At 68.8% G+C, this 12,981-nt stretch carries 10 protein-coding genes and 1 pseudogene; 6 read left to right on the forward strand and 5 right to left on the reverse strand.

The window, feature by feature from the left end; translation table 11 throughout:
- Positions 1-490: pseudogene (locus HR086_RS37820) on the reverse strand (hypothetical protein); the annotation flags it as partial.
- Between the two features lie 73 nt (positions 491-563).
- Positions 564-932, reverse strand: coding sequence for a Spx/MgsR family RNA polymerase-binding regulatory protein (locus HR086_RS37825; RefSeq protein ID WP_174453219.1), 369 nt, complete (start codon positions 930-932; stop codon positions 564-566).
- A gap of 106 nt (positions 933-1,038) precedes the next feature.
- On the opposite strand from HR086_RS37825, the gene HR086_RS37830 reads away from it, so the two are divergent.
- Positions 1,039-2,265 carry a right-handed parallel beta-helix repeat-containing protein gene (locus HR086_RS37830; RefSeq protein ID WP_254626619.1) on the forward strand — a complete coding sequence of 409 codons (1,227 nt, stop codon included), beginning with the start codon at positions 1,039-1,041 and terminating at the stop codon, positions 2,263-2,265.
- Between the two features lie 17 nt (positions 2,266-2,282).
- Here the strand turns inward: HR086_RS37830 and HR086_RS37835 are convergent, their stop codons facing one another.
- Complete coding sequence (locus HR086_RS37835; RefSeq protein WP_246137871.1) at positions 2,283-3,173, reverse strand: LysR family transcriptional regulator; 891 nt, start codon at positions 3,171-3,173, stop codon at positions 2,283-2,285.
- 129 nt (positions 3,174-3,302) lie between these two features.
- On the opposite strand from HR086_RS37835, the gene HR086_RS37840 reads away from it, so the two are divergent.
- The 5 genes from HR086_RS37840 (at position 3,303) to HR086_RS37860 (ending at position 10,150) form a co-directional block, all read left to right on the forward strand.
- Positions 3,303-4,058 (forward strand): outer membrane beta-barrel protein, encoded by a 756-nt coding sequence (locus HR086_RS37840; RefSeq protein ID WP_174453221.1) that lies wholly within the window; start codon positions 3,303-3,305, stop codon positions 4,056-4,058.
- Between the two features lie 176 nt (positions 4,059-4,234).
- On the forward strand, positions 4,235-5,521 hold the full coding sequence (locus HR086_RS37845; RefSeq protein WP_174461428.1) for an SBBP repeat-containing protein: 1,287 nt from the start codon (positions 4,235-4,237) through the stop codon (positions 5,519-5,521).
- Between the two features lie 525 nt (positions 5,522-6,046).
- The gene (gene rpiA / locus HR086_RS37850) at positions 6,047-6,760 is read left to right on the forward strand and encodes a ribose-5-phosphate isomerase RpiA (RefSeq protein WP_174453223.1); all 714 of its coding nucleotides are present in this window, start codon (positions 6,047-6,049) and stop codon (positions 6,758-6,760) included.
- Positions 6,761-7,094: 334 nt separating this feature from the next.
- Positions 7,095-8,708 carry a DUF1592 domain-containing protein gene (locus HR086_RS37855; RefSeq protein WP_174468067.1) on the forward strand — a complete coding sequence of 538 codons (1,614 nt, stop codon included), beginning with the start codon at positions 7,095-7,097 and terminating at the stop codon, positions 8,706-8,708.
- Between the two features lie 5 nt (positions 8,709-8,713).
- Entirely contained in the window at positions 8,714-10,150 is a 1,437-nt protein-coding gene (locus HR086_RS37860) for a DUF1552 domain-containing protein (protein WP_174453225.1), read from the forward strand.
- 96 nt (positions 10,151-10,246) lie between these two features.
- Here HR086_RS37860 and HR086_RS37865 read toward each other — a convergent pair whose 3' ends face one another.
- The gene (locus HR086_RS37865) at positions 10,247-11,269 is read right to left on the reverse strand and encodes a metal-dependent hydrolase (RefSeq protein WP_174453226.1); all 1,023 of its coding nucleotides are present in this window, start codon (positions 11,267-11,269) and stop codon (positions 10,247-10,249) included.
- Positions 11,270-11,380: 111 nt separating this feature from the next.
- Positions 11,381-12,688 carry a pectin acetylesterase-family hydrolase gene (locus HR086_RS37870; protein ID WP_141649147.1) on the reverse strand — a complete coding sequence of 436 codons (1,308 nt, stop codon included), beginning with the start codon at positions 12,686-12,688 and terminating at the stop codon, positions 11,381-11,383.
- Positions 12,689-12,981 lie beyond the last annotated feature (293 nt).

Raw genomic sequence — 12,981 nt, forward strand, 5'->3', positions numbered from 1 at the left:
GGGTGGCGGCGGGCTCCGCGGGCCCCTCGATGCCGTACAGCTCCGACAGGGCGCGGGTGATGGCTGTGTCGGAGGCCACGTGTGCCTCGACGCGCGGCTTGCCGGTGATGGCGCGCACGGCGTCGACAGCTTCCAACGAGACGGGCGCGGGCAGGGCGATGTGGAGGACCTCGCGCTCGCCCTGCTCCAGCGGCACCAGCTCCACGCGCAGGGGCACGGCGCGGTGCTGCCGCGCGATGCGAGCGGGGAGGAGGTCCGCCATGCCGCGCTCGGGAGGCGTCAGGTCCAGGTCCACGGCCTCCACGCCGAGCTGGGCGGCGAGGCCGCGCAGCACATCCGCTTCCGAGCACACGCCCTCACGCACCAGGGCGCGTCCCAGGGGGACATGCGTCTCATGGTGGTGGACCAGTCCAACCCGGAGCTGGGCGCGGTTGAGCACTCCCATCTCCAGGAGGATTTCCCCGAGCGGACGCCTGGCACTGGATTCCATACACAGCAATCTTCACGCGGCAGCGCGCTTCGCGAGGCTCGAGCGCGGGTGCGCTTGCCCGCCCGCCCGGCCTTCAGCCTCGCGAGGGGAACACGCGCGCCCAGCTCTCCGGCTGGAAGCCCACGAGGACGGCGGTGGGCGTGACGAGCACGGGCCGCTTGACGAGCTTCCCGTCGGCGGCGAGCCACGTATGCAGCTCCGCGTCACTCGCCGCGTCGACCTTGGCCTTGCCGAGCGCGCGGTAGCTCAGCCCGCTGGTATTGAGCCACTTCCGGACGGACACACCGCTACGGGGTATCCACTGCGCCAGCTCCGCGACAGTGGGCGGACTGTCGACGATGGGACGCACGCGGTGGGACACGCCCTGGGCTTCCAGCCACTTCAGCGCCTTCTTGCAGGTGGAACAGCCCGAGTAGGAGAGGACGAGGACCTCGTTCGACATGGCGCGCGCTTCTAGCAGCCCGGGCGCGGTTTGCGAGCGGCCATGACGCCGTGCTAGCGCGCCGGGTATGGACACGTCCGCCTCCGAGTGTACGAAGCGCTTCCTCATGATGGTGCTGACCCTGGGGGTGCTCGCCACCGCCTGCTCGTCGACGCCGGAGAAGCCCGGAGTCGTCCCCGAGCCGGATGGCGGCACGTCGGGAGGAGGGGACGGAGGGCCCATCATCGAGGTGCCCGAGGACGGTGGGACGATTGTCACCGGCACCTTGTCCGGGACGCTGACGGAGGCGGGCTCTCCGTATCGCGTGCTCGGCGACGCGCAGGGTGTCGTCACCATCCCCAAGGGGCAGGTCCTCACGGTGCAGCCCGGCGTCATCCTCGACTTCAAGGGGCGCCCCGAGGTGACGGAGGCCGACGTGGAGGCGGGCGCGGCCGACAGCGTGATGAACCACCATGACGGGCGCGTGGAGGTGCGCGTGTACGGCGGCATCCAGGTGCGTGGCACGGCGGACAAGCCCGTGCTGCTCACCTCCACCAACCGCTACGGCTGGTGGGGGATGAACTTCTTCGGTGAGAACTCCGTGGGTGACGGAGACCCCGTCTTCGAGCACATGGTCTTCGAGAAGGTCCGCAAGAATGACTACAACGGCAACCGCGACAAGACGCGCGGCGCGCTGTGGGCCTACTACCCGGGGCCGGTGACGATTCGGCACTCGGTGTTCCGCGACAACATGGCGTCGGCCAAGTGTGGCGCGCTGGACTTGATGTTCACCGTGGGCTCGCGCGTGGAGGACACGCTGTTCGAGGGCAACCGCACGTCGGACATCGACCGCTTCGCGCAAGCAGGCACGTCGTCCATGGCGGGCGGCGGGGCGATGTGCGTGACGCACGGGCGCGACTCCGTGGTGCGAGGCAACACCTTCCGCGACAACGGCCTGGAGGCGTTCCGGGGCGCTGTCACGAGCTCGCTCGAGCCGCGCCCCATCCTCGCGTGGCCCAACTCCCAGAACACCTATGACCTGGGCGGAGGCGGCGTGCTGCACTACTTCCAGCCGAACAATGACCTGGTCGAGGACAACCTCTTCGAAGGCAACTTCGTGACGCAGGGCCCGGCCGCGGCCATCTACCTGGAGGATATGGGCACGCGCGCCCTCACGTTGCGCGGCAATCGCTTCCTGGAGAACCGCTCGGGCGCGGGCGGCGTGGTGGTGTGCAACCGGGGCAGCGGAGCGGTGGAGCTGGTGGTGGCCGCCAACAACGTCTTCACCGGCAACACCGCCAACGGGCGTCCGGCGCCGAATGTGTCGGGGGACTGCACCACGGCGGCGCAATAGCCGCGTGTCCCCTCACGTCACTGGGGAGGCTCTGTCCCGGTGAGTGTCTTCACCACGCGGCGGGCGGCGCGGCCCAGCCTCACGCCCGCGCGGTGGTGGAGCTTGGGCAGGAAGGCGTGGGTGGAGCCGCTCGAGGGCTTCAGGAGCTTGAGCTCGCCCCGGCGCAGCTCGCGCGAGGCCAGGTGCTCGGGCAGCCACCCGTAGCCCAGGCCTTCCAGAATCGCCGCCTTCTTCGCCGCGAAGTCGTTGAGGTGCACCGTGGAGCGCATCTCCAGGGAGACGGTGCTGAGCTGGAGCCGGGGGTCGGAGCCGCGCACGGTGAGCAGCAGGTGCTCCGACAGCTCCTCTTCCTGGAGCGTCCCGCGCCTGCGCCGTGCCAGCGGATGGGAGCGGTGGGCCACCAGCAGCGCCTTCAGCTCCGGCAGCGCGTAGCTGCGCAGGCCTGGTAGCGAGGGCGGAAGCACGGACACCATGAGGTCCGCCTCGTCCCTCACGAAGGCCGCTTCCACTCCGGCCAGGAACTCCGACGACACATGGAAGCGCGTGCCGGCGCCCTCGGCTCGCAGCGCCTTCACCACGCGCAACAGGGGCTCGGCCGGGAAGACGCCGTCGAAGACGATGCGCAGCGTGGGCTCCCAGCCCGCGCGAATCTCCGCGCACGTCGCCTCCAGCTCCCGCTCCGCCGCGAGCAGCTTGCGACAGTGCTCCAGCACGCGCTCTCCCGCGGGCGTCAGCCGCGTCCGATAGCCGCGCCTGTCGAGCAGCTCCAGCTCCGTCTGTCCCTCCAGCGTGCGCAGGGTGTAGAGCACCGCCGTGTGCCCCTTTCCCAGCGCCTGCGCCGCGGCGGCGAACGTGCCGTGTCGGGCGAGGGCGTCCAGCGCACGGGCCTGCTCCAAGGTGACGTTCATCGCCCGCATTGTGCACGCCCCTGACAGTCAGCGCTGACCCACCGTCACAACTGCAACTGTGACGCAGTGCGGCTTACTTGTGTGATGGGTGCTGTTCTAGAGTCAACGCTCCACTCGACGGAGGGGTTTATGACGGGAAGGCTGAGTTGGGCCCTGGCAGCGGCGGTCGCATTGGGTTCCGCGGGCGCGAGCGCTCAGGAAGTCGCGACGTACAGCGCGCCGACGGGACTGGAAGTCACGGTCGGCCTCGGGTTTCAGGCGGGAGCGGGTTACGTCTACAAGAACGGTGCACGGTTGGACCGCACCGTGGGTGATGTGAAGTTGAGCGACGCCGCGAACGGCGCAGTGCCCTTCCTGGTGGAGGTGGGCTACCGCGTGACGCCGAACTGGTTCGTCGGCGCGTACGGCAGCTACTCGTACATCCTCACCAAGGAGAATCCGTACTCCTGCTTCGAGGGTTGGGAGTGCGCGGCCTCGCAGCTGCGCTTCGGTCCTCAGGTGCAGTATCACTTCTCGCCCACGGCCTCGTTCGACCCCTTCGTCGGCGTTGGCTTCGGCATGGTGCTCCTGAACAACGAGAACTCCGGCCCCACGCAGGTTCAGGTGGGACCTGGGGCGCCCGTCACGGCGAACCTGAAGCTGAAGAGCCAGACGCGTGGTCCCGAGTTCGTGAACGTCACCGTCGGCGGCAAGTGGCGCCTGGGGCACTCGCTGTCCTTCGGCCCCTATCTCACCGGCACCTACGCGCGTTACACGACGCGCTCGGGTGACACCACGCTGGCGCTGCCCGCGCCGCTGCCCACCACGACGACGCCGCTGGGCCCCGCCGAGGACGGTCCGTACGGTCTCATCATGCTGGGCATCCGAGGCAGCTGGAACATCTGAACCGTTGAGCTGTTGAACCGGGGGTCTGCTTCGGGCTGACCCCTGGTGTGACGCGGAGTGCCCAACGCTCCGCGTCGCCCCTTCCGCGAGGAAGAGGGCGGTCCTTCCGAGATGATTCAGGCCCGGCAGACGCGTCAGAGTACGGGCGGAGTCGTTCATCTCGATAGGAGTCGCCCATGATTCGGAAGTGGTGGAGTGGCGCGTGTGGTGTCGCGAGCGCGGTGGCCATCCTGGGAGCACTGCCCGCGAGTGCCCAAGCCCTGACGCCGCCTGACTGGCAACGACAGCTGGGAAGTACCGCGGACGAGCTGGCGCTGGCCGTCACCTCCGTGGGCGACGCCGTCTACATGGCGGGCCACACCGGCGGACAGCTCGGCTCCGAGGTGTCGTCGGGCGGTCAGGACCTCTTCGTTTCGAAGCACGGCGTGGACGGCACGCTTCGCTGGGTGCGGCAGTTGGGCACGGCGATGAATGACCGGGCGATTTCGGTGACGGCGGACCTGGCGGGCAACGTCTACGTCGCGGGCTACACGTGGGGCAGCTTCCTTCCGTACGTCAACGCGGGTGGCACGGACTTCTTCGTGCTGAAGCTCGACGCGAAGGGCGCGCTGGAGTGGGTGCAGCAGTTCGGCACGGAGACGGACGACTTCGCCACCGGCATCGCCGTCACGCGCCGCGCGGGACAGGACGGCCTCTTCGTCGCGGGCTATTCGCTGGGGCGCATCGACGGGACTCCCACGCCGGGCAACTACGACGTGGTGGTGGCCAAGTTCGACACGGGTGGCAACCCGTACTGGATGCGGCAGTTTGGCTCGGCGCGGAGCGACATTGCCCTGGGCGTGGCGGTGAGCCCGCGCGAGGACATCTACGTCGCGGGTTACACGCTGGGCAGCCTCGACGGTGTCACGGCGACGGGAAACACGGTGGACCTGTTCCTGGCGAAGTATGACGTGCTCGGGAAGGCGCAGTGGGTACGTCAGCTGGGCTCGGCGAGTGACGAGTACGGCACGGGGGTCGCCGTGGATGAAGACGGCGCGGCCTATGTGTCTGGCTACACCTTCGGTGCGCTCGACGGGAACGTCCGAGTGGGCACGTACGACGCGGTGCTGGTGAAGTATGACGAGGCGGGCACGCGGCAGTGGACGCGGCAGCCTGGTACGACGACCACGGACTATGGGCAAGGCGTCGCGGTGGGTGTGGATGGCACCGTGCACCTGGTGGGGCACACGTCGGGCGCGCTGGATGGCAACGTGTCACTGGGTGGCAGTGACGTGTTCCTGTCCACGTACGACAAAGCGGGCAACCCTCTTGGCACGCGTCAGGTGGGCTCCAGCACGTCGGACCGCGGGCAGGCCGTGGCCGTCGGCGACGACGGGGCCGCGTACGCGGTGGGCTACACCTGGGGCGCTCTGCCCGGGAGCGCCAGGGCGGGTGGCTACGACGCCATCCTCTTTCGCTTCTGAGTAAGGCCGAGCTGGCGCACTCTCGCCGGGGCGGGCGTCGCGACGCAGGTTCGCGGCACCTGCTTGCTTCGATGCGGAGGACCTTGGAGCTCTCATGATGGGCGAGTGTCGCGGCACCTGCTTGCTTCGATGCGGAGGACCTTCGAGCCCTCAAGATGGGCGGGTGTCGCGAAGCAGGTTCGCGGCACCTGCGTGCTTCGATGCGGAGGACCTTCGAGCTCTCATGATGGGCGGGTGTCGCGAAGCAGGTGCGCGGCACCTGCTTGCTTCGATGCGGAGGACCTTCGAGACGTCATGGTGAGCGGGTGTCGCGACGCAGGTTCGCGGCGCCCGTTCGCTTCGCGGGAATGCGCTTTCACTCAGTCACTCGGGGCGAGGCGCGGGCACCGGCACCGGCGGGTGTCGAGGCGGTGGCCTTTCGAGCGCTCGCTGGGGACGGATGTCGGGCGGCAGGCGTCGACCCCCGCTCACGCCGAGGCGATGTACCTTTCAATCACGCGGAAGGGCGGACGAAGGAGCGGGGTGATGGAGTTCGATTCAAGCGCGCGGACGGGACGCTACAAACGGGCTGCCGCCGAGGCGGCGGTGGACCGGTTCTTCCTACCGGGGATGCGCGTGGGCCTGGGCACCGGGAGCACCGCGGCCTTCGCGGTGCGACGGCTGGCGACGCTGCGCGGACAGGGACACCTGCTCGATGTTCTCGGCGTCCCCACGTCACGCGCCACGCAGGCGCTGGCGTTGGAACTGGGAATCCCCCTCACCACGCTGGAGGAGCACCCCGAGTTGGACGTCACCATCGACGGCGCCGACGAGGTGGCGCCAGACCTGTCCGTCATCAAGGGGGGAGGCGGCGCGCTGCTGCGCGAGAAGATCGTCGCCCAGGCCAGTCGCCGCGTCGTCATCGTCGCGGACGTGGCGAAGCTGTCACCGAAGCTCGGCACCCACTGGCCCGTGCCGGTGGAAGTGCTGTCGTTCGGTTGGCGCTCGCAGCTGCGCTTCCTCGAGTCCCTTGGCGCTCGCGTGACACCGCGCAAGGGCGCCAACGATGCGCCTTTCGTCACGGACCAGGGCAACCTCGTCCTCGACTGCGCCTTCGGTCCCCTCGATGCACCTTCGACACTGGCCGAACGTCTGGGCGCGCGTGCGGGAATCGTCGGCCATGGCCTGTTCCTCGGCATCGCCACGGACCTGATGGTGGCGGGCCCCGGGGGCGTCGAACACCGCGTGCGCCCCACCTGAGTCGGCCCCTGGCATGCGGGGCCCGTGCGAGGGTGCCCATCCGCCCGCATGACGTGCTGGCGGTCGTGTGTCGCGTGGGTGGGCGAGTGTCGCGTGGGTCACGAGCGCTCCACCATTGGGGGCTCTCGCACGTGGGTCGCGCGACGTGGACGTAGGCGACTGTCGGGCGCGTTCGGCGGTGATTCTCGCGGACTTGGAAGAGCGTGGAGCGCGGCCCTCACATGGTGCGTCAAAAAGTGCGAAGGCCACGACAGCGCGCGCGGTTACACTCGGCTGCGTTCCAGCGCTTCAGAGGGGGTTTCCGGGGGCTGCTGGCTCAGAGGGTGCCTTTCGTATGCGAATCATCCGTTACTGCCTCCCCGCGGCACTGCTGTTGGTGACCGCCTCCTGCTCAGGCGACACATCTGGCGGAGACCCTCCCGAGGTGTCGGAGGCGTCCCCCGCGCGAGTGCGTCGCATCACCCGCGCCGAATACGACAACAGCGTCTACGGCATCGTGAAGAACCCCACGCTGGTGCCCATGGCGCAGCTCTTCGCGCCCGAGGACGCCATCCTCGGCTACACCACGCATGATCGCCTCCAGGTGACGCCGCTGCTCGCGGACCAGCTGGACTTCGCGGCGGAGCGGAACTGGGGTCCTGTCGCGGCCAACAACCTGGCCAGCGAGTACGCCTGCGCCGAGGGACAGAACGAAGAGGACTGCGCACGCTCCTTCATCCGCGCGCTGGGCGCTCGCGCCTTCCGTCGGCCGGTGACGGCCGAGGACGAGAAGGACCTGCTCGAGTTGTGGAAGGCGGTGCGCAAGGACACGGACCCGAAGAAGGCGGCCGAGTACGTCATCCAGGCGGTGCTCACGTCGGCGTCGTTCCTCTACCGCACGGAGCTGGGCGAGCCCGGTGGACCGGCGAACAGGGTGGTGTGGCTGACGCAGCAGGAGATCGCCACGGCGCTGGCGTTCGCCGTGACGGGTGCGCCTCCTGACGCGGAGCTGACCACCGCCGCCAGCGAGGGGAAGCTCAAGACGGCCGATGCGCGCGAGGCCCAGGCACGTCGCCTGCTGCAGACGGAAGCGTCCAAGAGGTACCTCCAGCGCTTCGTCATGGAGTGGCTCGGGCTGACCGGCCTGGAGAGCGTCAACAAGAACAACCAGGTGTTCCCGGACTTCAGCCAGATCTTCAAGCTCTCCGCGAGCGCGGAGACGACGACCTTCATCGACCACGTCCTCACCAACGAGGGTGGCTCCGTGAAGGAGCTGCTGGGCGCGAACTACACCTTCGCGAACGGCCTGATGTCGCTGTTCTACGGCACGTCGCAGACGTCAGATGGACGCATCGGCCGGGTTCCTCTGCCGGAAAACCGGGTGGGCATCCTCACGCATGCGAGCGTGCTGACGACGTACGCGCTGTTCGATTCCAGCTCGCCCATCCGTCGCGGCAAGTTCGTCCTCACGCGCCTTCTGTGCCGTGAAATTCCGCCGCCCCCGCCGTCCGTCATCATCATCCCGCCCGCCGTCAATCCGGACAGCACCACCCGCGCCCGCTTCGCCGCCCATACCGACAACCCCACCTGCGCGGGCTGCCATCGCCAGCTGGACCCCATCGGCTTCGGCATGGAGGACTACGACGGTCTGGGCAAGTACCGCACGACGGAGAACGGCCTGGACGTCGATGCCAGCGGCTCCGTCGAGCACGCCAACGGCAAGTTCACCTTCACGGGCGGCGCCGAACTCGCGCGCTGGCTCGCCAGCAGCGAGGACGTGGCCGACTGCGTGCCGCTGCAGCTCTTCCGCTACGTCATGGGGCGGGATGAGGACACCGTCGATGGGCCGATGCTCACCGACATGCGCTCGCGCTTCCGCGCGGACCCGAAGCTGAAGCTGGGCGATGCCCTCGTCGGCCTCGTCCGCTCACCGTATTTCGTCCACCGGCGCACCACTTCCCCCGAGTAGCCACCATGCTCCGCGAACTCTCACGACGCTCCCTGATCAAGACCCTGGCGGGCTCGGCGGCGGCGCTGCCCCTGGCCAACCTGCTCGGCACCACGGACGCGTATGCCCAGGGCACCACGCCCCCCATGCGCTTCATCGCCATCTTCACCTCCCACGGGTGCCTGCCGGAGTACTGGAGTCCGAAGGGCGGCGAGCTGGACTTCAACCTCGACTTCCCCAACTCCATGCTGGCTCCACTCCAGCGCCACCGCTCCAAGCTGCTGGTGCTGGATGGCCTGGACTACCAGGTGCTCTACGAGCACGGCCTGACGGGCCACGAGGGCGGTCCCGTCACGTTCCTCACCGGCAGCAAGGTCAACACCGCCAGCGGTGACGACCTTCCGGAGAACGCCTCGTTGGACCAGGTCCTCGCGGCGCAGATTGGCGGCGCCACGCGGTTCCGCTCCCTCCAGCTCAACGCGTGGGAGCAGTTCGGCGGCCAGCACGTCTACAACAGCATCAGCTTCACGCCGAACGGCGGCCGCGTGCCCTTCGAGAGAGACCCCGCGGGCGTCTACCAGCGCCTGTTCGGCGCCGCGCCGTCGCCGACCTCGGACCCGGGGGAGAACGCGCGCACGCTCGCGCGTCGCAAGAGCCTGCTGGACTACCTGGTCAAGGACGCCACCCGGCTGCGCAACCGGCTGGCGGGCGCGGAGCGGCAGAAGCTGGAGACGCATCTGGAGTCGCTGCGCGACATCGAGCGCCGGCTGGGCTCGCTGAGCACGGCGCCCGCGCCCTCGCAGGAGCCCGTGCCGGCGGAGGCCGCGTGCAGTGGTGGTGCGGCGCCTCCGGCGTTCGACCTGGGGCAGCTCGGCAACCTGGAGAACATGCCGACGCTGACCAAGCTCCACATGGACCTCATCGTCCGGGCCTTCGCGTGTGACTTGACGCGCGTGGTGACGATGACGATTCCGGGCCCGTCGATGCCGTGGCTCGGCATCCACGAGGACACGCACAACGACCTGGCGCACCGCCTGGACGTGACGGACGAGCCCTTGCGCTCGCAGATTCGCGGGAAGATGGTGCAGGTGCAGCGCTGGTACGCCGAGCAGGTGGCGTACCTCATGGACGGCCTGGCCTCCGTGCAGGAGGGCAGCGGCACCGCGCTGGACAACACCCTCATCCTCTGGGGCAACGAGCTGGGGGATGCGTCCGGCCACATGAACGTGCGCGTGCCCACGGTGCTCGCGGGCGGCGCGGCCGGGAAGTTCCGCATGGGCCGCTTCCTGCGGCTGCGTCCGGAGGGCTCCGACCCGCTGAGCGGCTGGAGTGGCCCAGGCACGCCGATGCCGGATGCGGTGGCCCACAACAAGCTGCTGGTGTCCATCGCCCAGGCCTTCGGGGTGAACGTGAACACCTTCGGCCATCCGGACTTCAAGGGCCCCCTGTCGGGCCTCACCTGAGTCCGGTGCCTCGCGGCGGGGCCGGACGTCCCGCCGCGAGCCTCCCTTCGGGCCTGGAAGACGGGCTCGAAGGGCAGGCGTATCTCCGCCGTCGCGTCAGGGGGACCGGGACTTCGGTGCCGTGTCCCCTCCGCGCCACCGGCGCAGCAGCTCGGAGGCGCTGCCGCCTCGCTCCAGCCGGGCCTCCGTCACCGTCCCCGCCGCATCCACCCGCACCACGAAGGTGAGCGTGGGCTCGCCGTGCAGGTGGTAGCGCAGGTCGGCGACGCGCACCTCTCGCCCCGACTCCACCTGCGTCACCGTCACCACGGGGAAGCGCGCCCACGCCAGGGCCTCGCGCACGGTGGGCACCTCGCGCAAATCTCCGGGCAGCACGTCCAAGGGAGCCGTCACCCTGCGGGCCTCTCGGGGCTCGCCCAGGAGCGTCACGTCTCCGGCGGCCAGGACGTCGCCAGGAAGGCGCGCCACGTACCGCCACGTGCTGAAGGAGAAGGGCGCCGGGAAGACGCGCACGGACTCGGCCCCGGGATGGGCGCCGTCCACCCGCCGCGTCAGCACGCTCCAGGACACGACGCGTGCTCCCACGTAGGCCATGGAGCAGGCGAGCCCCAGGAGCAGCGCGCGCCGCCACACCGCGCGCCGTCGCCACGCCACCACCGCCCCCGCCACCAACGGCAGCGTCACCCACGGGTCCACCACCACCGTCCAGTCCAGGCTCAGCCGCGCATCCGAGAAGGGCAGCAGCACCCGCGTGCCCCAGCCTGTCCACAGGTCCGGCAGCAGGTGCGCGAAGAGCACGGAGATGAGGCTGGTGAGGAACACCGGGGGCAGCCGGGTGTCGCGGCGGAACACCGCCCAGGCGACGAGCGTGGCGGCCAGGGCGACGACGGGCGCGAAGAAGAGCGAGTGGGACAGGCCCCGGTGCGCATGCAGCGCCACCGTCACCGCGTCGCCCCTCGCCAGCAGGGTGTCCAGGTCCGGCAGCTCGGCGGCCAGCACGCTCGCCAGCAACACCGCGCGGTCCGTGGATGAAGAGCGCTCCGGAGAGTCGGGGCGTACGTCGGGCCGGCGCAGCGCGCCGACAGCCAGTCCCAAGAGTCCGTGCGTGAGGTTGTCCATGGCGCCCGTGGCTCTAGCGCCTTCCTCCCACGGGGGCCAGCGGCGGGACGCAAGACAACGCCTTGCGCCCCGTCGCCAGTCAGACGACTGCTTCAGCCAGTGGGCCTACGACTACCCGCCCAGAGCGCCGTTGATGAGCGGCGCGACAATGCCCATGCCCGGGTCCTCGGCGTTGTAGCCGTTGGCGGGCTCGTAGATGCGCACGCGCTGGTTGTTGTTCACGAAGCGCGTGAGGAACGTGTCCATGCCCACGAACTCGCTGCGGCACGTCCACGACTGCCACGGCGCTTCAATGTACTCGTACCACTTCTTCTTCTCCATCCGCTGGCAGGCGTGCGCGCCGATGAAGGTGATGATGGTGCTGCAGTGGCTGGAGTTGATGGCCCGCTCGTGCGGGATGAAGTAGCTGAAGTTGTTGTACTTGTTCAGCTCCGTCACCAGCGCGGCCTCGTCCGTCTTCCAGTAGGCGTGCACGGACTCCTTGTCGTTCGGCGTGTGGAAGCGCTCATAGGAGAAGCGCGAGTAGTTGTAGTCACGCGTGTAGCCCGTGTACGCGAGCTGGTCGTTCGGGAACTCCGTGGCCACCATGCGGTTGATGGTGCCGAAGTCGCTCTGGCTGAACGACGCGGGCAGCAGGCCGAACACGGAGTTCAGGTTCCACGACTCACGAATCTTGTCGTGCAGGGCGCGCGACTTGAAGTTGGCGTTGGGCGCCAGGAAGATGGGGCCGGAGTCGTTGAGCAGGTAGCCCTGCGCCGGGTTGATGATGCGACGCGCGAAGTAGTAGCCCGCCGACGTCGCCGTGCCGCCCGCGCTGTAGCCCGTCATCAGGAACTTCTGCACGTTGGGGAACTGCGTCTTCGCGTAGTTCGCCACCGCCAGCGTGTTGGTGTAGCCGCTGTGGTGCCAGGTGAGCGGCGGGTTGGCGCCCGTCTGGTCCACGTACGTCTTCACGTTGTTGCCGATGTGCACGTCGCCGGTGCAGTACGGCACGTAGACGATGTTCCAGCCGTTCGTCACCAGGTTCGTCTTGCTGCGCAGCGGCAGGCCCGGGTCGGCGCCGTTGACGAGCGGCGAGACGTACTTCGCGGTGAACTGGGTGATGTAGTCGTCGGCGATGCCGTTGGGGTTCGCCGCGCCCAGGAGGCCCGCACGGCCGCTACAGGTGTCGTAGTCCCAGCACGCGCCGCCACCTTCGAGCAGCATCAGCAGGTTGGGCGAGTTCGTCTTGTGGATGAAGAACTTGAACTGGGAGCCATTGCCACACTTCGTCCCAGGCAGCTCCACCTTCTGCCAGTTGTAGTTGTTGCCGCCATCCACCAGCACGCTGACGATGGATGAGACGATGACTTCCGAGCGGGCGGCGCTGGGGACCATCAGCGCAGCGACAGCGAGGCACGCCACGAGTACGCGCTTCATGCAGGCTCCTCCGGGTTTGGGGGGAAACCGGTTCTATAGCCCACGTTGACCCGAGAGTCAGTCCTGAATGTGTTGTTTCATGTTTCGAGCATCACGGTGGATTGTGATGCATTGCGGCATGACAAGGGTTGGTTGCCATGTGCGCGAGGCACGCGGTATTCGGACGTCATGTCCGATAATGCTGGGTCGAAGCGTCTGGGCTGGCTGGCGGGGCTCGGGGGCGTGGCGCTGGTGGCCGCGCTCGTGTTCGCCCTGAGCGGAGAGGCGCCGCCCCCGGTGCCCGAGCCAGAGAC

Origin of the sequence: Myxococcus sp. CA039A (assembly GCF_013336645.1) — a bacterium.
GTDB lineage: Bacteria > Myxococcota > Myxococcia > Myxococcales > Myxococcaceae > Myxococcus > Myxococcus llanfairpwllgwyngyllgogerychwyrndrobwllllantysiliogogogochensis.